This window comes from Parabacteroides sp. Y3-G-102, assembly GCF_023656845.1.
In the GTDB taxonomy this organism is placed as follows: Bacteria; Bacteroidota; Bacteroidia; order Bacteroidales; family Tannerellaceae; genus Parabacteroides; species Parabacteroides distasonis.
Map to the genome: position 1 here is coordinate 1 of NZ_JAMOKU010000017.1, position 21,446 is coordinate 21,446.

Annotated in this window: 25 protein-coding genes; 19 read left to right on the forward strand and 6 right to left on the reverse strand. The window is 44.9% G+C overall.

Annotated features, from left to right (window positions below):
- Positions 1 to 192: 192 nt before the first annotated feature.
- Both glsA and gad read right to left on the reverse strand, forming a co-directional pair.
- Complete coding sequence (gene glsA, locus NBH16_RS10140) at positions 193 to 1,158, reverse strand: glutaminase A (protein ID WP_005857387.1); 966 nt, start codon at positions 1,156 to 1,158, stop codon at positions 193 to 195.
- A 75-nt stretch (positions 1,159 to 1,233) separates the two neighbouring features.
- On the reverse strand, positions 1,234 to 2,673 hold the full coding sequence (gene gad, locus NBH16_RS10145; protein WP_005857385.1) for a glutamate decarboxylase: 1,440 nt from the start codon (positions 2,671 to 2,673) through the stop codon (positions 1,234 to 1,236).
- 222 nt (positions 2,674 to 2,895) lie between these two features.
- On the opposite strand from gad, the gene NBH16_RS10150 reads away from it, so the two are divergent.
- From NBH16_RS10150 to NBH16_RS10160, 3 genes are read left to right on the forward strand one after another with little or no spacing between them, the layout of a single operon-like run.
- On the forward strand, positions 2,896 to 4,122 hold the full coding sequence (locus NBH16_RS10150) for an MFS transporter (RefSeq protein ID WP_005857383.1): 1,227 nt from the start codon (positions 2,896 to 2,898) through the stop codon (positions 4,120 to 4,122).
- Positions 4,123 to 4,154: 32 nt separating this feature from the next.
- A complete protein-coding gene (locus NBH16_RS10155; RefSeq protein ID WP_005857381.1) occupies positions 4,155 to 5,069 on the forward strand; it encodes a DMT family transporter in 915 nt (304 codons plus the stop codon).
- Between the two features lie 33 nt (positions 5,070 to 5,102).
- A complete protein-coding gene (locus NBH16_RS10160; RefSeq protein ID WP_005857379.1) occupies positions 5,103 to 5,255 on the forward strand; it encodes a hypothetical protein in 153 nt (50 codons plus the stop codon).
- 51 nt (positions 5,256 to 5,306) lie between these two features.
- On the opposite strand, the gene NBH16_RS10165 is transcribed toward NBH16_RS10160, so the two are convergent.
- Positions 5,307 to 5,813: a GNAT family N-acetyltransferase gene (locus NBH16_RS10165; RefSeq protein WP_005862768.1), complete on the reverse strand. Its 507-nt coding sequence runs from the start codon at positions 5,811 to 5,813 to the stop codon at positions 5,307 to 5,309.
- Positions 5,814 to 6,009: 196 nt separating this feature from the next.
- Here NBH16_RS10165 and NBH16_RS10170 point away from each other — a divergent pair, with 196 nt between their 5' ends.
- The 15 genes from NBH16_RS10170 (at position 6,010) to NBH16_RS10240 (ending at position 20,000) form a co-directional block, all read left to right on the forward strand.
- Positions 6,010 to 6,600 (forward strand): hypothetical protein, encoded by a 591-nt coding sequence (locus NBH16_RS10170; RefSeq protein ID WP_005857375.1) that lies wholly within the window; start codon positions 6,010 to 6,012, stop codon positions 6,598 to 6,600.
- Position 6,601: 1 nt separating this feature from the next.
- Positions 6,602 to 7,480 (forward strand): DUF2764 domain-containing protein, encoded by an 879-nt coding sequence (locus NBH16_RS10175; RefSeq protein ID WP_005862767.1) that lies wholly within the window; start codon positions 6,602 to 6,604, stop codon positions 7,478 to 7,480.
- Positions 7,481 to 7,483: 3 nt separating this feature from the next.
- Positions 7,484 to 9,241 (forward strand): V-type ATP synthase subunit A, encoded by a 1,758-nt coding sequence (locus tag NBH16_RS10180; protein WP_250788460.1) that lies wholly within the window; start codon positions 7,484 to 7,486, stop codon positions 9,239 to 9,241.
- Between the two features lie 7 nt (positions 9,242 to 9,248).
- A complete protein-coding gene (locus NBH16_RS10185; protein ID WP_005857368.1) occupies positions 9,249 to 10,565 on the forward strand; it encodes a V-type ATP synthase subunit B in 1,317 nt (438 codons plus the stop codon).
- A gap of 11 nt (positions 10,566 to 10,576) precedes the next feature.
- Positions 10,577 to 11,200, forward strand: coding sequence for a V-type ATP synthase subunit D (locus tag NBH16_RS10190; protein WP_005857366.1), 624 nt, complete (start codon positions 10,577 to 10,579; stop codon positions 11,198 to 11,200).
- Positions 11,197 to 13,017 (forward strand): V-type ATP synthase subunit I, encoded by a 1,821-nt coding sequence (locus tag NBH16_RS10195; RefSeq protein ID WP_250788461.1) that lies wholly within the window; start codon positions 11,197 to 11,199, stop codon positions 13,015 to 13,017. Before NBH16_RS10190 ends, NBH16_RS10195 begins: the two co-directional genes overlap by 4 nt.
- A gap of 54 nt (positions 13,018 to 13,071) precedes the next feature.
- Positions 13,072 to 13,527 (forward strand): ATP synthase subunit C-like protein, encoded by a 456-nt coding sequence (locus tag NBH16_RS10200; RefSeq protein WP_005857362.1) that lies wholly within the window; start codon positions 13,072 to 13,074, stop codon positions 13,525 to 13,527.
- Positions 13,528 to 13,687: 160 nt separating this feature from the next.
- Positions 13,688 to 14,053 carry a BlaI/MecI/CopY family transcriptional regulator gene (locus tag NBH16_RS10205; RefSeq protein ID WP_005857360.1) on the forward strand — a complete coding sequence of 122 codons (366 nt, stop codon included), beginning with the start codon at positions 13,688 to 13,690 and terminating at the stop codon, positions 14,051 to 14,053.
- 8 nt (positions 14,054 to 14,061) lie between these two features.
- A complete protein-coding gene (locus NBH16_RS10210) occupies positions 14,062 to 15,531 on the forward strand; it encodes a M56 family metallopeptidase (protein ID WP_250788463.1) in 1,470 nt (489 codons plus the stop codon).
- Positions 15,532 to 15,638: 107 nt separating this feature from the next.
- Positions 15,639 to 16,571: a tyrosine-type recombinase/integrase gene (locus NBH16_RS10215; protein ID WP_005857356.1), complete on the forward strand. Its 933-nt coding sequence runs from the start codon at positions 15,639 to 15,641 to the stop codon at positions 16,569 to 16,571.
- Between the two features lie 520 nt (positions 16,572 to 17,091).
- The gene (gene nusG, locus NBH16_RS10220; RefSeq protein WP_250788465.1) at positions 17,092 to 18,198 is read left to right on the forward strand and encodes a transcription termination/antitermination protein NusG; all 1,107 of its coding nucleotides are present in this window, start codon (positions 17,092 to 17,094) and stop codon (positions 18,196 to 18,198) included.
- A 35-nt stretch (positions 18,199 to 18,233) separates the two neighbouring features.
- Positions 18,234 to 18,641: a hypothetical protein gene (locus tag NBH16_RS10225; RefSeq protein ID WP_250788466.1), complete on the forward strand. Its 408-nt coding sequence runs from the start codon at positions 18,234 to 18,236 to the stop codon at positions 18,639 to 18,641.
- Complete coding sequence (locus tag NBH16_RS10230; protein WP_250788468.1) at positions 18,638 to 19,309, forward strand: sugar transferase; 672 nt, start codon at positions 18,638 to 18,640, stop codon at positions 19,307 to 19,309. The genes NBH16_RS10225 and NBH16_RS10230 overlap by 4 nt, the downstream gene beginning before the upstream one ends.
- Before the next feature lie 84 nt (positions 19,310 to 19,393).
- Positions 19,394 to 19,543 carry a hypothetical protein gene (locus tag NBH16_RS10235; protein WP_005862749.1) on the forward strand — a complete coding sequence of 50 codons (150 nt, stop codon included), beginning with the start codon at positions 19,394 to 19,396 and terminating at the stop codon, positions 19,541 to 19,543.
- On the forward strand, positions 19,515 to 20,000 hold the full coding sequence (locus NBH16_RS10240) for a DUF6169 family protein (RefSeq protein ID WP_005862747.1): 486 nt from the start codon (positions 19,515 to 19,517) through the stop codon (positions 19,998 to 20,000). The genes NBH16_RS10235 and NBH16_RS10240 overlap by 29 nt, the downstream gene beginning before the upstream one ends.
- 32 nt (positions 20,001 to 20,032) lie before the next feature.
- On the opposite strand, the gene NBH16_RS10245 is transcribed toward NBH16_RS10240, so the two are convergent.
- Positions 20,033 to 20,479 carry an N-acetylmuramoyl-L-alanine amidase gene (locus NBH16_RS10245; protein WP_008772314.1) on the reverse strand — a complete coding sequence of 149 codons (447 nt, stop codon included), beginning with the start codon at positions 20,477 to 20,479 and terminating at the stop codon, positions 20,033 to 20,035.
- Positions 20,480 to 20,491: 12 nt separating this feature from the next.
- Entirely contained in the window at positions 20,492 to 20,587 is a 96-nt protein-coding gene (locus NBH16_RS23405; RefSeq protein WP_005855736.1) for a smalltalk protein, read from the reverse strand.
- Positions 20,588 to 20,659: 72 nt separating this feature from the next.
- On the opposite strand from NBH16_RS23405, the gene NBH16_RS23295 reads away from it, so the two are divergent.
- Positions 20,660 to 20,794: a hypothetical protein gene (locus tag NBH16_RS23295; protein ID WP_255420292.1), complete on the forward strand. Its 135-nt coding sequence runs from the start codon at positions 20,660 to 20,662 to the stop codon at positions 20,792 to 20,794.
- A gap of 38 nt (positions 20,795 to 20,832) precedes the next feature.
- On the opposite strand, the gene NBH16_RS10255 is transcribed toward NBH16_RS23295, so the two are convergent.
- Complete coding sequence (locus tag NBH16_RS10255) at positions 20,833 to 21,300, reverse strand: HU family DNA-binding protein (protein ID WP_005857915.1); 468 nt, start codon at positions 21,298 to 21,300, stop codon at positions 20,833 to 20,835.
- Positions 21,301 to 21,446: the final 146 nt, after the last annotated feature.

Genomic DNA, 21,446 nt, shown 5'->3' on the forward strand with positions numbered 1-21,446 from the left:
GTGGGGCAAGGGGATATTGTGGGCAGAAGTGGGTATTTCAGCCTCAATTTATCTGCTAATTCAGTGATGAGAGGACGTTTAGACGCAAGAAGGACGCTGAAGAGCTTAGTTGCGGATTTGAGGATGGTATAACAGCCCATCGTAATGAAACACTTTTTCTATACTACTTCTCGTTTAAACTGATTCTGTCTATTAGTCAACGATCGTCACACGGTGACCGTTGAACACGTTCAATCCGAGTTTATTCATTACATACTTAATAGCAAGCTGTGCCTTTACAGAGTTACCAGCTTGGTCAATAGGAGGAGCGAATGCGGAAATACCGAATTGTCCGGGAAGTACACCCATGACACCACCGCCTACACCAGTTTTTGCGGGAATACCGGAAGTGTACAACCAATCACCGGTGTGTTCATAAAAACCTACGGTAGAGATCATGGAAGTGATCTTCGGAGATAACTCTGCATCGAATACTTGTTTCTTTGTCACAGGATTAAGACCTAAATTTGCGACCGTAGCGGCAGCGACAGATAGTTGCTTAGCCGTGATACCCAAAGAACATTGGCGGGTATACAGATCCAAAGACATATCCGGATCGTCATAAATGCGATTGTAATTCTTTAGCAACCAAGCGATGGAGCGGTTATTGAAGTTCGTTGCGGACTCGGATTTGTAGAGTTCGTCGATCAACTGCGGTGCGCTTCCGCATAAATCCGTGATATTGGCTACGATAGCATCCCACTTCTGTTTGGAATCACCGACAGGCTTCACCATACTACAAGCCGTGATAGCGCCGGCATTTACCAATGGGGTAGAAGGATGGTCGTTTTCCAATAGGATAGCGATGATGGAGTTAAATGGCAATCCGGTAGCGTCGGCACCAATTTTCTCCAATAATTCTTTCGCTCCGTATTGGCGCAGTACCAAGATAGCGGTGTGTACTTTCGATACGGATTCGATACCGAAACGATATTCGGAATCCCCCACCTCGATGGTTTGTCCGTTTAAAAGGCAAATACTGATTCCGAATAGATTTTTATTGATATTCGCCAGATAAGGAATGTAATCGGCATTCTTACCATCCGTATTTGTCTTGTAAAGATCGTAAGCCTGTTGAGCTACTTCCTTTATTTGGGCGATCGTTATTTTTTTGTCCATATATGAATTGGATTAAAGAAGGCGTGTATGAAAACACTGATAGTCCTTTCATGCACGCCTTGATGAATTTTGTTTTTATTTCTTAGCGTTGCTCATTGCGGTGTGAGTAAATACCTTACCCTTAACCGGAACGTTTTTGTCTTGAGCGATGCGAGTAGGAGTCGGATATTCAAGTTTCTCCAATGCCTCTACAGCGTTCTTGATATCACCTAATAACATATCGGCCATATCACGGCTGAAACCTTGACGAACTACGACACGCATAACCACGTAGTTATCCAGCTTCTTCGGTAGTGTATACGCTGGAACCATCCAACCGCTTTGTTGCAATTTATCTTGCAAATCGTAAAGTGTCCATTTGGCGTTCTTAGCGTAATCCGGTTTCATGTACCAAATAAACAATGGATTCACAACCTCGTTGCTGTAATTAACGAATGGGGCCATCTTACCGATTTCTTGGTGGATGTATTTCGTGATTTCCATACTGTTATATTGGATTTGTTTGTAGCCCTCGAATCCGAGACGGATAAACTGATAGTATTGTCCGAGGATTTGTGCGGCAGGACGAGAGAAGTTCAAACCAACCTGAGTGATATTCGCTCCAAGATAGTTTACGCTGAATGCCATTTCTTCCGGCAAATATTTCTTGTCTTTCCAAACAACCCAACCCAATCCCGGGTAAACCAATCCGAATTTATGTCCGGATGTGCTGATAGAAAGAACCCATTTCAAACGGAAGTCCCATTTTGTCTCCGGGCTTAAGAACGGAAGGATAAAACCACCGCTGGCGGCATCTACGTGGATAGGTATATCATAACCGGTCTTGGCATTGTATGCGTCGAGCGCTTTGTCCAAGGCTTCTACGTCATCGTTCAGTCCTGTCCATGTTACACCTTGGATAGGAACGATACAAATCGTGTTCTCGTCACACATCTTAAGCGCTTCTTCCGGATCAAGTGTCGTCTTGTCTAAAGTCAAGGGAACTTCACGCATTTCGATTTGCCATAGCTGGGCGAATTTCTCCCATACGACTTGGAAGCCAGTAGAGATCACGAAATTAGGCTTGTCAGTTGGTTTACCTTGTGCTTGTCTCTTTTTGCGCCAACGTAACCAAGCGGCTACACCACCTAGCATACAAGCCTCTGAAGAACCGATAGCCAAGGCTCCGGTTTTCCATTTTTCTTGCTCGGGAGAATTCCAAAGACTCGCCATGATATTAATACATTTGGCGTTCATAACAGCGATTCTCGGATACTCTGTTTCGTCAATATAGTTGATGTTGATAGCCTCGTTCATCAATTTTGTCGCGTACTCGTCCATATACGTAGTAACGAATGTAGCTAGGTTCAAGCGAGGCTGTGTTTGTGCGAAAGTCTCGTCTTTAACCATTTGATAAGCGATCTCCGGGGTTGTAGGGCCATCAGGAATCTTATCTACTGGAGAGGGTGTCAACATCACTTCTGAGCCAAAAATCGCTGTTTTGGCATCGCCATTTCTGAAATTTGAGTCTTTCATTTTTCTTTAGTTTTTTTGTTAATAAAATGATTTGAGTCAATGGAATACTGCTTCCACTGAGCGTTTATGCCAAAACAGATTATGGATTGGAATGTTTTTTGGATTTACATTATTTGGGGTTTATTAGCGATACAAGTCCAGTCCTCTTGGAAAGAACGAAAATGATGAACTTTCACATAAAATGTTTGTTTTGATTAGATAAAAACGTAAAACTAAATCTTTATGAGAATACAGACAGGCCGGGGCACAATTCCCCTTATAACTCTGGTAGGGATATGGTCTATCTCCGCTTTAAATGCATTACCGGGTTTAGCGGTTTCTCCGATATTAGGGAAACTTTCCGTTATTTTTCCTCATTCTACGGAACTGGATATTCAGATGCTTTCCTCTTTGCCATCGTTATTGATAATTCCATTTATTATATTGTCGGGTAAATTAACGGAGAAAGTAAATGAGATACGTCTATTGCAATTAGGCTTGGTGATCTTTGCCCTAAGTGGTATTCTATACTTACTCTCTAATAAGATGTGGCAGTTGATAGCGGTGAGCGCCTTAATGGGAATCGGATCTGGCTTGATCGTACCCTTATCGACCGGTTTGATTTCTCGTTTCTTTATCGGGAAATACCGGACGAAGCAATTTGGTTTAAGTTCTGCTATTACAAATGTAACGTTGGTATTAGCCACGATCTTAACGGGATATCTGGCGGAGGTGAATTGGCATTTACCGTTTGCCGTTTATCTATTACCCTTGATTTCCATCGTACTTTCCGTATACTTGAAAAGGAGTATGGAGAATGAGCCGGCGATCGTATCGAAATCAGAAGTGAAAGCCCCTGTTGCGGCAGATCCCGTCACGGTTCCGGGTAAATATGGTGTGGATATAAAGCATCTGGTACAAATCATGTGTTTTTATGGATTGGCTACGTATTTAGTGATTATAGTCAGCTTTAACTTACCGTTTTTAATGAAGGAATATAAGTTTACAAGCGGTAATTCCGGATTAATGATTTCATTGTTTTTCTTGGCTATTATGGCTCCCGGTTTTATCTTGAATCAGATCGTTGATTTATTTAAGCAAAAGACAAAATTTGTCAGTCTATTGGCGATCGCTTTAGGGATGGCCTTGATTTTGATATCTCGTACGGAATGGCTAATTGGATTGGGATGTATTTTTATCGGTTTTGGATATGGTGTTATCCAGCCAATCGCTTATGATAAAACGACTCGTACGGCCATTCCTGAGAAAGTTACATTGGCATTAGCTTTCGTGATGGCGATGAATTATTTGGCGATATTACTTTGTCCGTTTATTATCGATTTCTTCCAGTCTATACTCCATGTCAAGAGCCAGCAATTCGCGTTTATTTTTAACCTCTGTATTGCGCTGGTCGCTACGATCTGGGCTTATGTAAAACGAGACTCGTTCCTTTTCAACGATAAAATTTGATTTACGAATATAAAACTAAAAAATGATAGACAGTGAAAAATAAGAAAACAGAAGCTAATATTAGCATGGTGGTCTCAAAAACTTTCAGTGGATTGAATATGAACGCCTTGAAATACTTGCTTCCCTTATGGATGAGCCCGTTGACGGGCGCTTCTTTCCGATGCGTGTTTGCGGCCGTGGCGTTTTGGGTGATCGGCTGGTTTATGAAACCGGAGGTTTCTACGACGAAAGATAAGGTGTGGCTATTCTTACTAGGCGCTATCGGTATCTATGGTTTTATGTTTCTTTATTTAGTGGGGCTTAGCAAGACAACGCCGGTCTCGAGTTCTATTTTCACGAGCTTGCAACCGATCTGGGTATTTTTGATTATGGTATTCTTTTATAAGGAAAAGGCTACTTGGATGAAAATACTCGGTATCTTGATTGGTTTATCTGGGGCCTTGGTTTGCATCTTGACCCAGCAAAGCGACGATTTAGCGGCGGACGCTTTTAATGGAAATATGCTATGTCTGGCTAGCTCCGTGTTTTATGCCGTGTATCTGGTATTAAGCCAGCGGATCTTACAAAAAGTAGGGACGATGACGATGCTTCGATATACATTCACGGGCGCCGCTTTTTCCAGTCTATTGATTTTGCCGATAGAGGGCTTTCATGCTCCTTTATTCTCGGAGCCATTTCATTGGTGGCCTTTTGCCGTATTGATGTTTGTGCTTATTTTCCCTACGGTAATTAGTTATCTGTTGATTCCTATCGGATTGAAGTATTTGAAAACTACGTTGGTGGCTATTTATGGCTATCTGATCTTGATCGTGGCAACGATTACATCCCTATTGATCGGGCAAGACCGTTTCAGTTGGACACAGACGTTCGCCATTATCTGTATTTGCGCCGGGGTTTATCTGGTTGAGATAGCGGAAGGAAAAGAGAAAAAGACAGTCAAGGTTTGACTTATTAAATATGAACTATTAAATTGTAGCGTTATGGATAAAAAACAAGAAAAGAAAATCTGGAACTCTCAACTTGCGATTGAGAATCCGAAGAATGATAGGATCGCTGTTATTTACTCTGTAAAAGTTAGTAGTGTACGAATCCTAGAGAAACCTCGTAATCCGAAAAGAGGGAAGACCCGTTGACAATCATCATCCCCTATTCTATATATAAATATACGAATAGGGGATGACTGTCTATTTATTCTCCACTTCCATGCTCATGATATAATCGTTCATGAAATAGCCGTTTCCTATATGATGGTCCCGTGTGCCTATTTCCCGTAATCCCATATGTCTGTAGAAGCCTATGGCGGGATTGTAACGGTTTACGTATAATTCTATAGTGAAAGGCCCGGTATGTACCTCCTTCAAATAATTAATACCTTGTTCGATGATAAAACGCCCGATTCCCGTGCCATGCATTTCCGGTAGGGAATAGATCTTTTGAAAATTGTACGTGTTTTCACCTGTTTTCTCTATGGATAAATAGCCTGCCGGCATATCGTCCGCCAATATAATAAAATATTGATGATGTAACTCTTCCATTTGTTTAAGAATGTTATCCGGAGCGTACATCATATCGAACATATAATCCAATTGCTCTTTAGAAAGTATCTTTCCATACGTGTTCTCCCAAATGCGTGAGGCAAGATCATGAATAAGAGAACGATCATCAATAGTCGCTTTTCTAATCGTAAACATGTTAATTTTGTATTTTGACTCACAAAGATACAAATAGACGAACAAAAATACAATATAGACGAATGTAAATAGAATTTTACTTGACTAGTGTTATTTTTTAGCTTGATTTCACACTTATTTTGATGTTAATCCGCGAAAAATAATAACTTTGTGGGCGTTTACTATTGAAAAATACAATTCAAATACATAATAGGAAATGGATACAAAGATTCAGGAACTAACAGACAAGATCTACAAGGAAGGTGTAGAGAAGGGGAACGAAGAAGCGGGGCGTATAATCGCCGAGGCCAATGCTCAAAAGGATACGATTCTTAAAGATGCGGAAGCGGAAGCGAAACGTATCGTAGCGGCTGCTGAGAAACAAGCTGCCGAGTTGAAGAAGAATACGGAAGCCGAATTGAAATTGTTCGCCACCCAGTCTGTCGAGGCATTAAAGAGCGAGGTGACAAACCTTATCACTGGTGATATCGCTAGTTCGAATGTGAAAGCGGCGTTGATGGATCCCGCCTATATGCAGAAAGTGATCCTTGAGCTTGTGAAAAGCTGGCCCGCTAATGAGTTCTTGACTATCCAAGCTTCTGATTCCGATGGCTTGAAGGCGTATTTTGAGGCCAATGCCAAAGGCTTGCTAGAGAAAGGGTATAAGATCGAGAAGGTAAGCGGAAAGAAAGCGTCTTTCTCTATTATCCCGGCGGATGGGTCTTATAAAGTGACGTTTGGCGAAGACGAGTTCATCGAGTTCTTTAAAGAGTTCTTGCGTCCGCAATTAGTAGAAATGCTGTTCTGATATGAGTAAGTATTACTACTTAATCTCCGGACTTCCTAACATAGCGTTGGATGATAGTAAACTAGCCTATTCGGTCTGTGAGTTCCGGACGGAAATAGAGGATATGCTATCTTCTAAGGATAAAAAGCTGATTGATTTATTTTATTTGAAATATGATAATATAAATCTGCTGGCTCACGCTAAAAGACCGGACTCCGATCCGGATCAAAGAGGAAGAATAACGTATGATGAGTTCAATACTTTATATAAAGCGTTGAAGGATGAGGAAAAAATTCCCAAAAATGATAATCTCCCGCCTTATTTCGTGGACTTTTTTAAACTGTATCTAGCCGAAGAGGCTAAGGACACCAAAAGTGAGAAAGAATATATATCATGGGAAGACCGCTTGGCTGCGTTATATTATGAATATGCCATGAAATGTGGGAATAAGTTCGTGGCCGATTGGTTCGAGCTTAACTTGAATATCAACAATGTTCTTACTGCGATCACTTGCCGTAAATATGGATTTGATAAGGCCAATTATATCGTGGGGCATAATGAGATAGCGGAAAATATCCGTACGTCGAACGCCCGTGATTTCGGCTTGGGCGATTCCGTGGAATATTTGCCCGAGTTACAACGCATCGCCGAAGAGACCGATCTGATCGTTCGTGAGAAGAAAATCGATCTTTTGAAATGGAAATGGCTGGACGATAATACCTTCTTCAAGACGTTCGACATAGAGAGTGTATTCGCTTATTTATTGAAATTGGAGATGATAGAGCGCTGGGTAACCTTGGATAAGGCGAGAGGCGAGAAGACTTTCCGTGAATTGGTAGGCGCCATGAAGATGGGTAGTGAGAATGCGTTGGAAGAATTTAAAAGAAACAATATAAAATAAATTATGGCTACGAAAGGAATTGTAAAAGGAATCGTATCCAACCTAGTAACCGTAGAGGTGGATGGTCCGGTTTCTCAGAATGAGATCTGTTACATTTCTGTCGGAGGCGTGAAGCTGATGTCGGAAGTAATCAAGGTGATAGGTAAGAATGCCTTTGTACAAGTATTTGAGAGCACACGTGGTATGCGTGTCGGTGACGAGGCTGAATTCCAAGGGCATATGTTGGAAGTTACGCTGGGTCCGGGTATGTTGTCCCGCAACTATGACGGTTTGCAGAATGACTTGGACAAGATGGAAGGTGTATTCTTGAAACGTGGCGATTATACGTTTGCGTTGGACTATGATAAGAAGTGGGACTTCAAGCCTCTGGCTAAAGCGGGCGATACCGTGAGCGCCGGTGATTGGCTGGGAGAGGTGGACGAGAATTTCCAACCTCATAAGATTATGGTCCCCTTTAAGTTCGAGGGATCTTATACTGTGAAATCGGTGGTTCCAGCCGGACAATATACCATCAATGATACGATGGCTGTCCTTACGGACGAAAATGGCACGGACGTAAACGTGACGATGATCCAGAAATGGCCGGTAAAGAAAGCCATCACTTGTTATAAGGAAAAGCCCCGTCCATTCAAATTGCTGGAGACGGGCGTTCGTACGATCGATACCGTGAACCCGATCGTTGAGGGTGGTACCGGATTTATCCCCGGTCCGTTCGGTACGGGTAAGACGGTGCTTCAGCACGCTATCTCTAAACAAGCGGAAGCGGATATCGTGATTATCGCTGCCTGCGGTGAGCGTGCGAATGAAGTAGTGGAGGTCTTTACGGAGTTTCCGGAATTGGTAGACCCGCATACGGGACGTAAATTGATGGAACGTACGATCATTATCGCCAATACATCCAACATGCCGGTAGCCGCTCGTGAGGCATCCGTATATACGGCGATGACCATCGCCGAGTATTATCGCAGCATGGGCTTGAAGGTTCTGTTGATGGCCGACTCTACTTCCCGCTGGGCACAGGCTTTGCGTGAGATGTCCAACCGTTTGGAGGAGTTGCCCGGACCGGATGCCTTCCCGATGGACTTGTCCGCTATCGTGGCGAACTTCTACGCTCGTGCGGGATTCGTCCATTTGAAAAACAACGCTACAGGTTCCGTCACTTTCATCGGTACGGTATCGCCGGCCGGTGGTAACTTGAAGGAGCCGGTGACCGAGAATACGAAGAAGGTGGCCCGTTGTTTCTATGCCTTGGAGCAGGAGCGTGCCGACCGTAAACGTTATCCGGCCGTAAACCCGATCGAGAGTTATTCCAAGTATATCGAGTATCCGGAGTTTCAGGAATACATCGCTAAACATATCTCCCCGGAATGGATCGAGAAAGTAAACGAGATCAAGACCCGTATGTTGCGTGGTAAGGAGATCTCCGAGCAAATCAATATCTTGGGTGATGATGGTGTGCCTGTCGAGTATCACGTTACATTCTGGAAGTCCGAGTTGATCGACTTCGTGATCTTGCAACAGGATGCTTTCGATGCCATCGATGCGGTTACTCCGTTGCAACGTCAGGAATTCATGCTGGATAGAGTCGTAAATGTTTGCCGTTCAGAGTTTAAGTTTGATAACTTCCTTGAGGTTATGGACTACTTTAAGAAGATGATCAACATCTTTAAGCAGATGAACTATTCGGAATATGAGAGTGACCAATTCAAGAAGTTTAATACGGAACTGGATGAACTTTTGAAGGAGAGAATCGAAAATTAAAAGAGTTATGGCAACAAAAGCATTTCAAAAAATATATACGAAGATTACCCAGATCACAAAAGCTACCTGTTCGCTGAAAGCAACGGGAGTTGGGTATGATGAGTTGGCCTCTGTAGACGGAAAGCTGGCTCAGGTGGTAAAGATTATCGGCGACGAGGTGACGTTGCAGGTATTCTCCGGAACGGAAGGTATCCGTACGAATGCCGAGGTGGTATTCATGGGGAAGGCCCCTTCCTTGAAAGTAGGTGACCAGTTAGCCGGACGTTTCTTCAACGCTTATGGTGAGCCTATCGATGGCGGCCCGATCCCCGAGGGACGTGAGGTCGAGATCGGAGGTCCGTCCGTGAACCCGGTACGTCGTAAACAACCCTCTGAATTAATCGCTACGGGTATCGCCGGTATCGACTTGAATAATACCTTGGTAACCGGTCAGAAGATCCCGTTCTTCGCCGACCCCGACCAGCCTTTCAACCAAGTTATGGCGATGGTAGCCTTGCGTGCGAAGTCCGATAAGATTATCTTGGGAGGTATGGGTATGACGAACGACGACTACCTGTTCTTTAAGAATACATTTAGTAACGCCGGTGCCCTAGACCGTATCGTTAGTTTTATCAACACGACCGAGGACCCGTCCGTGGAGCGTATCTTGATCCCGGATATGGCGTTGAGCGCCGCTGAGTATTTCGCCGTGGAGAAGAATGAGAAGGTCTTGGTATTGCTTACCGATATGACCAACTACGCCGATGCCTTGGCGATCGTATCAAACCGTATGGACCAGATCCCGTCTAAGGACTCTATGCCGGGTTCCTTGTATTCGGATTTGGCGAAGATTTACGAGAAAGCCGTTCAATTCCCGGCGGGAGGTTCCATCACGATTATCGCCGTAACGACCTTATCCGGTGGTGATATCACGCATGCCGTACCTGATAATACGGGTTATATCACGGAAGGTCAGTTGTATTTGCGTCGTGATAGCGATGTGGGTAAGGTCATCGTCGATCCGTTCCGAAGCTTGTCTCGTTTGAAACAGCTGGTAACCGGAAAGAAGACCCGTGAGGATCATCCACAGGTAATGAACGCCGCCGTACGTTTGTATGCCGATGCCGCCAACGCTAAGACCAAGCTGGAGAACGGTTTCGACTTGACCGACTACGACAACCGTACCTTGTCTTTCGCCAAGGATTATTCTTCTAAGCTGTTGGCTATCGACGTAAACTTGGATACGACGGAGATGCTGGACGTAGCTTGGGGATTGTTCGCTAGATATTTCAGCCCGGAGGAGGTAAATATCAAACAAGGATTGGTTGATAAGTACTGGAAGTAAATTAAATAAACATGGCAATAAAGTTTCAATATAATAAAACCTCTCTTCAGCAATTGGAAAAGCAACTGAAGATGCGTGAACGCTCCCTGCCTACGATCAAGAGCAAGGAGAGCGCCCTGCGTATCGAGGTGAAGCGGACCAAGGACGAAGTGAATAAATTGGAACTTCAGCTAGAACGAGAGATTCAGAGTTACGAGAATATGGTGGCTTTGTGGAACGAGTTCAATCCGGAGCTGATCTCCGTGAAGGACGTTACGCTCTCCACGAAGAAGATCGCCGGCGTGATCGTCCCGTTATTGGACGAGATCAAGTTCGAGATCGGACATTATAGTCTCTTTAATGCCCCCGCATGGTATACGGATGGTATCGAGTTGCTGAAAAAGCTGGCTCGTACCGGTATCGAGGCGGAGTTCTCGGGCATGAAGCTGGAGTTGTTGGAGCATGCTAGGAAAAAGACCACTCAGAAGGTGAACCTGTTTGAGAAGGTACAGATTCCGGGTTATAAGGATGCGATCCGTAAGGTGAAACGGTTTATGGAAGACGAGGAGAGTCTTTCTAAGTCCTCACAGAAGATCATGAGAGCCAATCAGGAGAAACGTAAGGCAAAAGAAGAAAAAGAGGAGGCCGAGGTATGATAGTAAAGATGAGTAAATATGCCTTTATGGTGTACCATAAGGAGTATGATACGTTCCTTTCTACGCTTCGTGACTTAGGTGTCGTCCATATCAAGGAGACAAACTCCGTGATGGATAACGAGAGGTTGCAAGAGCTTCTGGCTGAGCGTAAACAGATCAATACGCTGATGCGTTACTTTAAGAACCTCCATGCGGCGGAGAAAGACGTTAAGTTTGCCCCGGCCCGTGAGTTGACGAAAGAGGAAGGCTTGAAGTTGGTGCGTAAGATAGAGGAATTGCAAGATAAGAAAGCGCAATTGATCGCTTCCAAGCAATCGATCGAGAAGGATCTGGCTTATATGGAAATATGGGGTGAGTTCAGTTATCAGAATATCAACCGTCTGAAAAGAGCGGGATACGATGTTACGTTCTTTACCTGTCCTACTGCTAAGTACGAGCCGGAATGGGGCGTGCTGTATAACGCCATTCTGATCAATAACTTCCAATCGGTAACGTATTTTATCACGATTACCAAGGAAGGTATCTTGATCGATATAGACGCTGAACGTCCGAAGATGCCGGTTCAAGGATTGGCGAAGTTGCGTGCCCGTCTGGATCAACGTACCAAGGATATCCAGAATGTGGAGGATGAGCTGAAACATCGTGCCGTGGAGGATTATAAAACGTTGGAGGAATTCGATAAGAACCTGCAGGACGAGTTTAATCTTTCTAATGCGTTAGTGCAGACAGACCGGCAAGCGGGTGATAAGCTCATGTTGTTGGAAGGTTGGGTGCCGACGGAAAACGCTCCGGCCTTGGAGCACGAACTGGATAAGCAAGGTTATTTCTTCCAGCAATTAGAGATCGAGGATGGGGATAAGGTGCCTATCAAGTTACGGAATAATAAATTCAGTAAGCTGTACGAGCCTATCACGAAGATGTTCTCCTTGCCTAATTACGGTGAACTTGATCCGACCCCGTTGTTCGCCCCGTTCTTTATGCTGTTCTTCGGACTTTGTTTCGGCGATGGCGGATACGGTTTGTTGGTCATGATCGCTTGTACGATCTTGAAGAAGAAGGTGAACCCGGATTTCAAGCCTTATTTGACCTTGTTCCAGTATTTAGGTTTCGCCGCCTTATTGGTGGGTACTTGTACGGGATCTTTCTTCGGAGTGGCCTTGGCGGATATCCCGGCTTTGTCAAAGATCAAGAACTACTTTGTGAATAGCGACAACTTGATGACATTCTCTATTGTCATCGGTTTGGTACAGATCATATTCGGTAAATGTGTCGCTGCTTACAAGATCAAGATACAGAAAGGAACGAAACACAGTATCGCTCCGTTCGCTTGGGTGTTCGTGATCATATCCTTGGCATTGGCGTTCGGACTTCCGATGTTGAACGTTCACTTGCCGAACGCTGTCGTTATGGTATGTTACGGAATCGCCATCTTGGGTCTGGTTGTCGCTTATTTGTACAATACACCGGGCAAGAACGTATTCTTGAACTTTGGTACCGGACTTTGGAACACGTACAATATGGCCTCCGGATTGCTGGGTGATACGTTATCATACATTCGTTTGTTCGCTATCGGTCTGACCGGTTCCATCTTGGGTGGCGTATTTAATACGTTGGCGGTTACGATGACAGACGGTATGAATATCGTGGCACGTGCGATCTGTATGTTGTTGATCTTGTTAGTGGGTCACTCCATCAATATCGCTCTTTGTACGATCAGCTCCTTGGTACACCCGCTTCGTTTGATCTTCGTGGAATATTACAAGAACGCGGAGTTCGAAGGTGGAGGTAAGGCTTATGAGCCATTCAGAAAAGCATAACAATTAAACGAGAAAATAAAACAATAAAAGAATAATTTAAAAACACATTTTATTATGGAACCAATTTTATTAGCTTATGTAGGTATTGCGTTGATGACAGGTTTAACTTTTATCGGCAGTAGTTATGGTGTTACGATCGCAGGTAATGCGGTGGTAGGTGCGATGAAGAAAAATCCGGATGCTCTGGGTACGTACATCGCTTTAAGTGCGTTGCCTTCTTCACAGGGTTTGTATGGATTCGTGGGCTACTTTATGATGCAGAAGTTCTTGGTCGCTGATATTTCCATGTTGGCCGCTACGGCTGTTTTCGGCGCTGGTTTAGTGTTAGGTTTCGCTGGTTTTTACTCTTCAATCCGCCAAGCTCAAGTTTGTGCGAATGGTATCGCTGGTGTTGGTGCCGGACACAACGTATTCGGTGCTACGATGGTAATGGCCGTATTCCCTGAGTTATACGCTATCTTGGCCTTATTGGTTGTGATCTTGATTGGCGGAACGATTCCTGTCGCCTAATCATTCAAACATCTGGATATAATAAAGGCCGTCCCGGACATTCCCGGGGCGGCTTTTTTGATTGGATCAATGAATAAACTATCTCTTTTAGTTTATTAACTATACGAATTAGTTTTGTAACTAAAAGTTTTAGTTACTTTGTCGCAAACAAGATAAGGTTATGAAACGACTTACGGCGAAAGAAGAAGAAATCATGGGCTGGTTCTGGCAGAAAGGCCCATTGTTCGTGAAGGAGCTACTTGAATATTACGAGGAGCCTAAACCTCATTTCAATACCCTTTCTACGATTGTCCGAGGCTTGGAGGAGAAAGGTTTCCTCGCCCATAAGAATTTCGGGAATAGCTATCAATATTATGCGGTCTTAACAGAAAAGGAGTATAGCAACGGCACGCTGAAAAATGTGATCGCTAAGTATTTCAATAATTCTTATCTGGGGGTTGTCTCTACGCTGATCAAGGAAGAGGATATCTCTGTGGATGATCTGCGAAAACTAATAGATGATGTAGAACAAGGGAATCGTAAATAAGAACGAATATGGGAATCTTCTTTGTATATATCCTTAAATCATCCGTGTGCTTGACGATATTTTATCTGTTTTATAAGCTATTGTTGAGCCGTGATACCTTCCATCGTTTCAACCGGATCGCTTTATTAAGCTTGATCATGCTTTCGGTTATCATCCCATTTTGTGAGATTACTTTGGAGGAAGCGACGGCCATTCAGCGTCCGGTCATGGATTTGGAGAATTTGCTAGCGGCGGTTTCCATGAGAACGTCGGCGGAATCCGCTAGCCAACCTGTATGGTTACGAGTTATGGTGATAGCCTATATAATTGGAGGGATATTAACGCTTTGTCAATTCGCATATTCATTTTATGCCTTGTTTCGGTTGATGAGACAAGGTACACCGAAGCTGGTGGACGGAATCCATCTGATTCTTACGGACCAACCAGTCGTCCCGTTCAGTTGGATGCGAACGATCGTAATAAGCCGGAAGGATTTTGAGGAAAGTGGGATAGAGATCATGACGCATGAGATGGCGCATATAAAAGCCCGTCATTCCATTGATCTGCTGATCTCCGAGATTTGTATCCTGTTCCATTGGTTCAACCCATCTGTCTGGTTGTTGAGGCAGGAATTACAAAATATCCATGAATACGAGGCCGACGAGAGCGTATTAAATCAAGGCGTCGACGCAAAAAGATATCAATTATTATTAATCAAAAAAGCTGTTGGTGCACAGCGCTTCACTTCTATGGCCAACAGCTTTAATCACAGTTCACTTAAAAAGCGAATAGCTATGATGTTAAAAAAAAAATCAAGTCCATGGGCACGGTTGAAGTATCTGTATGTACTCCCGTTGGCAGCCTTAACGGTGGTAGCCTTTGCCCGTCCGGAAATCTCTCACGAATTGGAGAAGATTTCGAGTGTCAAAATTAGCGAAATTATTCCGGTTCAGGAAAAAAAAGAGCCTAAAAGAAATGTAGAGGTTGAGACCCTCGCGAGGGATTCGGTCGTTTCTGAAAAAGATATGCAAGCGATACAGGAAAAGGTCTCGGCCGTGATGGAGAAATACCAGCCGGAGATTGACAAGGCGGTCGAAAAGGCTGTGAAAGCGGCGAATATCGACGAGATCGTTTCTGCGGAAATGGCGAAACACCAAGTTGAGATCGACAAGGCTGTGCAAGCGGCGATAGAGGCAGCAAAGATAGATGAGACTATTGCCGCCGAAATGGAGAAGATCCAACCGGAGATCAACCGAACCATAGAGGAGGCCATGAAAGCCATAGATATCAATGAGAAGGCTGTTAAGGAGGCATCAAAGGTAAAATCCTCTTTCTCCGGTATTGTTTACATCGATGGAGTGGAATCATCTAAAGAGAGGATGGACAATTTGAATCCCGATCATATTGCGTCTATGAATGTGTACAAAGGAAACGAGGCGATCGCTAAATTTGGAGAGAAAGGTCGTAATGGTGTTATCGAGATAAAATTGAAGAAATAACTTTAGTCTTCCCCCTTTACTATTCTCATTCGTGAGATAGGGTAAAGGGGATGTCTTTTTAAATACATTTGTTCATTCATTTACAAAACAGTATTTAAAATAGGGATATGGATGAGAAAGGATTTGTAGAAGGTATGAGGGAGTATATAGCCCAGTTGAATCGAGAAAAGCGATATTCCTCGGCTAAGAGTTATCAAGACGCATTGAACTCCTTTATAAGGTATAGCGGAACCGACTGTATAGCTTACTCGGCTATTAATAAGGATAATCTTCGCCGGTACGAGGCTTATTTATTGGAGAACGGCTGTATGCGCAATACGATTTCCACTTATATGCGGCGTTTGCGTTGTATCTATAACAAGGCGGTGGAGAACGGTAAGGCGGAATTTATTCCCACTTTATTCAAGGGGATTTTTACGGGTGTGGAAAGTAAGCGTAAGAAGTCCTTGCCTATCGAGGATTTACACCGTCTGATGACAGTCCCGGTGGAGGATGGGAAACAGAGAAAGACACAGTTGGCGCTTTGCTTGATGTTTCTGTTTGGGGGTATGTCTTTCGTTGACTTTGCCCACTTGAAGACCGGTAATATCAAAAACGGTATATTAGATTACAACCGTCAGAAGACCGGGACACCGATGAGACTGGAGATCTTGGAGACAGCCGAGACAATGTATAAGGAATTGTCAGGAGAGAAAGTGCGAGATTCCGGATATTTATTTCCCTTTCTGAGTGGCACCAGAGAGGGGCGTGAGGAATACCTCGAATACAATGCGGCACTATTTCGATTTAACCGGAATTTAAAAGCGTTGAAAGAATTTGCGGGAATTACCTCGGATGTCACCTCTTATACGATTCGCCATTCTTTTGCCATGACATTAAAAGAACAAAATGTCCCGATTGAAATGATCAGCGAACTATTGGGGCATAAATCGATCAAGACAACACAAATTTATTTAAGGAGTTTCTCTTTAGGGAAAATGACGGAGGTTAATAGCGCCTGCTTTGGCGGTGTCTATAATTATGAATCTCAAGCGGGGTGAGGCTACTTGGAGAGTAGCGTATTCTTTCACGGCGCAAATGTAATAAAAAATAGCTAAAAACAAGCGAATAGATCCGCTTGTTTGTTCATTATTGGTGTTTGACCCTCTCTATTCTTTGATTTTTCCATTTTTTCCTAGACGTATAGACACGGTGATGCGGGCGAAACGACTCCTTGTTTTCGGTATCATTCCGCCATGTCTCATAATCTGTGTGTATCCCTGTAGAGATGGGGCGTGCCCCGTCTCATCCCTTCAAAATGGTATTTAAAATTACTCCCAGACGGTGGGAGACGGAGCACGCTCCGTCTCTACAACTGGGTAATAACCATTCTCCTACCTTTTTACGCTACTCTCCAAGTAGCCTAAGATTTCAAGAGATGGTAATTTTCAGTAATGCCATATTTGAAAATATAAAACGCTGTTTATCAAGATGATGTAAATGATTCTTGGTAGGGCTCTGAATTGCCATGGGGTCTGTTTTCGGGCCATGGGATAACCACTAGAAAAGATAATCATAGAGATGGATATATTGACAGGCAAGTGCTCGGATAGGTTCATGGCGCATGTTCGTAAGCGACGTGATCAAGAGGCTGTCCGCTGGTACGTGCTCACGCTTCCTACCGCCGGTGACGGGCGTGACAAGATCAGCCCCTCGAAGGGACTGGACGTTGAGCTTTCCCGCCGCGAGCGTCGTGGGGAGGCCTTGTTCGAGTATTTCTCCCCCTCGTATGTCGAGGCGAGGAAGGTGGGCGGCAAGATGGTCAACACGAAACGGCCCCTGCTGTACAACTACGTGTTCATCCACGCCTCGGAGAACGAGATCTTTAGTCTGAAGCGTATGCTTCCCCTGTACAATTTCCTACCCCGGGTTTCCTCGGGTGGACAGTCTTACTTTCCCTACCTCTCGGATCGTGAGATGGATACCTTACGTTGGGTCGCGGCGTCTTACTCCAACGAGCTTCCGGTGTACGTGCCAGATAGCGGCCACCTGTTGAAAGGCGACCGTGTGCGTATCACCTCCGGTCCGTTTGCCGACATGGAGGCCGAGGTGGTGGTACAGCCGGGCGGTGGCCATAAGGACGTGATGGTGCGTATCCTCGATTGCATGTGGGTTCCCTTGTTCGAGGTGAGAGCTGGGGAGTATGAGTTGATCGAGTTGAACATGGGGGGCAAGCACGTCTATACCCATTTGGACAACGACCGTCTGTCGGAAGGCTTGCACGGGGCCTTGGGGCGTTACCATTCGTCCGGCAGCGTAGTGGATGAGGATGCCTGTCTGGCCCGTGAGGTCCTGCGTGGCTACGCCTCTCTCCGTGGTGAGACCGACGTGATCCGTTGCAAGCTTTACTCGTTGCTCCTTCCTGCCTATAAGCTTTTAGGCGAGGAGGATGAGTTCGATCGTTTGCGCTCCACGATGCGCAGCATGCTCCCCGTGATAAAAGCGCCGCAATCCCGTGCCTTGTTGCTGGTCACGCTGTACGGCTGTACGGACAGCAGCCTCTATCAGCGCATGGCGCACGAGTTGGTTGATCCTTGGATGGATGAGGCTTCTCCCAAGAAGAGCAAGGCCGTGTTGATACGTCGTTTACGTGATTACGACCGTTGGTTCGGACACGGGATCAGTTGATAAGTAAAAGTTGCGCATAGCGATAAATGAAAGATATGAGAAAAGAGAGAGAGACGTGCGAGGTTCCTTCCGGCATCCGGTTGATGAACTTGTTGCGTGAGCATTTGACAGAGATCATGGATCGTGAGCGTGCGAACCAAAACTCAATACACCTGTATCGTACGGGGGCTTACTGGGTGGCTTTTGAGTGTTCGGCCTATCAGTTGTATCGTGCATTTCCGGATAGCGAGACCATGCCGTTGCGCCTGTTCGCCTACCCGTTCCCGATCGTGATGGTGTCCGTTACGGATCGCTCGCTCCGCTCGTACGCCCGCAAACATATCTTGAGAAGAGACGAGTCGGATTACAAGCTATTGACCGTCCCCGGATTTTCCTTGGCAGACTACCGTGAATGGCACGCCGGCGAGGTGGAGGGACTACCTTTATTAAGTGAGAGAGTATGAGTGCTGAAAAAAAGAAAACTACACCATTCGGAAAAAGTGAGGGAGCGGAACCGGAGCGATTCATCCCGGATGGGATGGGTATGTTCCAACGTAATGTAAAACGTATAGGGGATTGTGCGCTGGCGTTTTTGGCCTTGATCGTATTCTCCCCGCTGTTTTTACTTTGTTATATCGCCGTAAAACGGGAGGATGGAGGCCCGGCGATCTTTAAGCAAGAGCGTATCGGTCGTTTCGGTCGCCCGTTCAACATCTATAAGTTCCGCAGTATGCGTCTGGACGCGGAGAAGTTCGGTCCGGCCCTTTACAAGGGTGGGGCAGATCCCCGTATGACCCGTGTCGGAAAATTCCTCCGGGTACATCACTTGGACGAGTTGCCCCAGTTATGGAATGTCTTCGTGGGCGACATGTCCTTTATCGGTCCCCGTCCCGAGCGTAAGTTCTACATCGACCAGATCATGGAGCGTGATCCCCGTTACCGTTACCTCTACCAGATCCGTCCGGGCGTTACCTCTTACGCCACGCTCTACAATGGGTATACGGACACGGTCGATAAGATGCTCCGCCGCTTGCGTTACGACCTGTTCTATCTGGAACATCGCTCTTGGCTGTTCGATTTCAAGATATTGGTGAAGACCTTCTTGAATATAGCGTTCGGTAAGAAATTCTGATATTTCTGTAATATCTTGTGGTAAAACTTTGTTTGTAAGATAATATAGCTATCTTTGCGTAATAACATAAAAAACGAAACCTCTATGGATAACAAAAAAAAAGAAATGAGACCAGTGTCTGTCTTTCAAAAGATATTGGAAGACAAACGAATTATTCGAGAATGTATTCAAAAGGGAGGTGATATAAAAGAAATAGCACGACAACGTGGAATCAAGTTTGCCACTCCCTTATGATATAGTAGAGGAAAGTGATTGGAATTATTCATTTAAGACTAAGCATGGCATTGTTTATCATGCTTATTTTATAGATTTTTCAATATACCATCCGACATTTGATAATGTCTATACTTTTAATATAGAGCCGGAGTCAGATAGACCTCATCCGATAGATAATCGTATAGCGATGACCATAGTCTCGTTATTACGGATATTCTTCTCAAGGAACGACCATGCGATGATAATGGTTTGTGATAATTTAGATGGCAAAGAAAAAAAGCGCAGATTGTTGTTCTCTAAATGGTATTCTGCTTATAATGATGGAAGCATCATAAAATACGATGCTTCCACCCAAATCGATGATTACCTGCTTTACGTTTCTATTTATTTAAATAAAAATAATTCGAAACGTAATGTTTTAGTTCAAGCCTTCTATGAATTAGTAAAGAATAATTTATATCCAATAGATGAATGACGACTATTTTTTGTGGAGGCATAGTATGGCTTTCATAAGGTTTCATACTCCTTCCTTGCGTCAAAGCAAGGGCAAGCCTTCTTTATATAGGGGCTAAGCTGGTAATGCCCTAGAATACGTGCCTCCGGGTAGTCCCTTCGTAATTGCCGTAGCAGATCCATCAAGGTACAGCGCTGGGCGTAGGTCCGGGTATCGGCCGGACGGCCCTGTTCGTCGAGTCCTCCCTCGTAACATATACCGATACTTTTGTCGTTCCATCCGGCTGCGTGCGCCCCGATCTGGTTGACCGGTCGGCAGCGGTGTAATTCCCCGTCCCGTGTGATATAGAAATGATACCCGATATCGGCGAATCCCCGTGCCTTGTGCGATGAACGGAGCGCCTCCACAGGAAAATCCCTGTCATATCGTGTGGCCGAGCAATGAATTACAAGGAGTCTGACCTCCCTATAATTCTGGTAGAAACAATAAGCCTTACCCATGATAATTGAAAATTAGAGAATACAGGATTGGATGCCAAGTGCTCCCGCGATGGCGGTAGCTACGGCGATGATCACTTTGATAATAGTACTCCATACGGACTTTTTCATGAATTATGAATTTTAAATTATGAGTTATGAATTAGGAATCCCGGCTGATATAAGAGGAAAGCTTCGCTTTCCTTGGGACGGCCTCAGCGGACGGGCGTCAAGCGAAGAGACCGCAGCGAGCGTGAGGAGCATCCCTGTCTGAGCGAAGCGAGTTGGGATGCGACAGCGAGCGTAGGTCTCGAAGTAGCCCGTCAGCGTCAGCCTTGACCTTTTGGTTACTTTTGGGTCAAGCCAAAAGTGACATATCAGATCTCATCAGGCGACTCAGAATCGGAACCGCCCCCTTCCTCCACCGGCGTCCCGAGTATCGTCACCTTGAGCAACGAAGTCTTCTCGCCCAGCAGCGAGTACCGTCGTGCCCCGTTCAGTATGGTATAGGAAGGCGAGAATCCCGGTACGATAGTCCGTATATGCGTAGCCTTGACCTCGGGGGCGGTCGCTACCCCCTTCTCCGTGACGAAGCGGTTATAGACGGTTCCGAATCCCAGCAGCTCCACCTTGTAGCCTTTCTGCAGGTTCTTGATGACATACCGCTGGTAGCGGTCCAACACGTTCAATACGTCACCCTTCGTGAGCGACGACTCCTCGGCGATCTGATCGGCCGCGTCTTGCGTGGACAGGGTACCGAAATAATAGGGAACCGGCTTGTACACCTCCTGCTTGGGATCCGTCTTGGGGATAAAAAACTTTCGTGCTTGAAATGCTTGTGGCATGGTAATTGAAAATTAAAAGTTGATAATAGAAAATTAATTGTTTGTTGATCAACGTTACAAAGATAGGTGCCGCCATAAGGGGCGGTGATGCCGGGTGATACCTTAGGGAATGAATAATGAATAATTAACAATGAATAATGGTAGCC

Bases quoted from the DNA above. Each gene is read 5' to 3' on its own strand.
- nusG (WP_250788465.1), top strand. From the start codon at position 17,092: ATGGATATATTGACAGGCAAGTGCTCGGATAGGTTCATGGCGCATGTT.
- NBH16_RS10150 (WP_005857383.1), top strand. From the start codon at position 2,896: ATGAGAATACAGACAGGCCGGGGCACAATTCCCCTTATAACTCTGGTA.
- NBH16_RS10195 (WP_250788461.1), top strand. From the start codon at position 11,197: ATGATAGTAAAGATGAGTAAATATGCCTTTATGGTGTACCATAAGGAG.
- NBH16_RS10200 (WP_005857362.1), top strand. From the start codon at position 13,072: ATGGAACCAATTTTATTAGCTTATGTAGGTATTGCGTTGATGACAGGT.
- NBH16_RS10255 (WP_005857915.1), bottom strand. From the start codon at position 21,300: ATGCCACAAGCATTTCAAGCACGAAAGTTTTTTATCCCCAAGACGGAT.
- gad (WP_005857385.1), bottom strand. From the start codon at position 2,673: ATGAAAGACTCAAATTTCAGAAATGGCGATGCCAAAACAGCGATTTTT.
- NBH16_RS10205 (WP_005857360.1), top strand. From the start codon at position 13,688: ATGAAACGACTTACGGCGAAAGAAGAAGAAATCATGGGCTGGTTCTGG.
- NBH16_RS10235 (WP_005862749.1), top strand. From the start codon at position 19,394: ATGGATAACAAAAAAAAAGAAATGAGACCAGTGTCTGTCTTTCAAAAG.
- NBH16_RS10245 (WP_008772314.1), bottom strand. From the start codon at position 20,479: ATGGGTAAGGCTTATTGTTTCTACCAGAATTATAGGGAGGTCAGACTC.
- NBH16_RS10175 (WP_005862767.1), top strand. From the start codon at position 6,602: ATGAGTAAGTATTACTACTTAATCTCCGGACTTCCTAACATAGCGTTG.
- NBH16_RS10230 (WP_250788468.1), top strand. From the start codon at position 18,638: ATGAGTGCTGAAAAAAAGAAAACTACACCATTCGGAAAAAGTGAGGGA.
- NBH16_RS10170 (WP_005857375.1), top strand. From the start codon at position 6,010: ATGGATACAAAGATTCAGGAACTAACAGACAAGATCTACAAGGAAGGT.
- NBH16_RS10180 (WP_250788460.1), top strand. From the start codon at position 7,484: ATGGCTACGAAAGGAATTGTAAAAGGAATCGTATCCAACCTAGTAACC.
- NBH16_RS10215 (WP_005857356.1), top strand. From the start codon at position 15,639: ATGGATGAGAAAGGATTTGTAGAAGGTATGAGGGAGTATATAGCCCAG.
- NBH16_RS10185 (WP_005857368.1), top strand. From the start codon at position 9,249: ATGGCAACAAAAGCATTTCAAAAAATATATACGAAGATTACCCAGATC.
- NBH16_RS23405 (WP_005855736.1), bottom strand. From the start codon at position 20,587: ATGAAAAAGTCCGTATGGAGTACTATTATCAAAGTGATCATCGCCGTA.
- NBH16_RS10190 (WP_005857366.1), top strand. From the start codon at position 10,577: ATGGCAATAAAGTTTCAATATAATAAAACCTCTCTTCAGCAATTGGAA.
- NBH16_RS10165 (WP_005862768.1), bottom strand. From the start codon at position 5,813: ATGTTTACGATTAGAAAAGCGACTATTGATGATCGTTCTCTTATTCAT.
- NBH16_RS10210 (WP_250788463.1), top strand. From the start codon at position 14,062: ATGGGAATCTTCTTTGTATATATCCTTAAATCATCCGTGTGCTTGACG.
- NBH16_RS10160 (WP_005857379.1), top strand. From the start codon at position 5,103: ATGGATAAAAAACAAGAAAAGAAAATCTGGAACTCTCAACTTGCGATT.
- NBH16_RS10225 (WP_250788466.1), top strand. From the start codon at position 18,234: ATGAGAAAAGAGAGAGAGACGTGCGAGGTTCCTTCCGGCATCCGGTTG.
- glsA (WP_005857387.1), bottom strand. From the start codon at position 1,158: ATGGACAAAAAAATAACGATCGCCCAAATAAAGGAAGTAGCTCAACAG.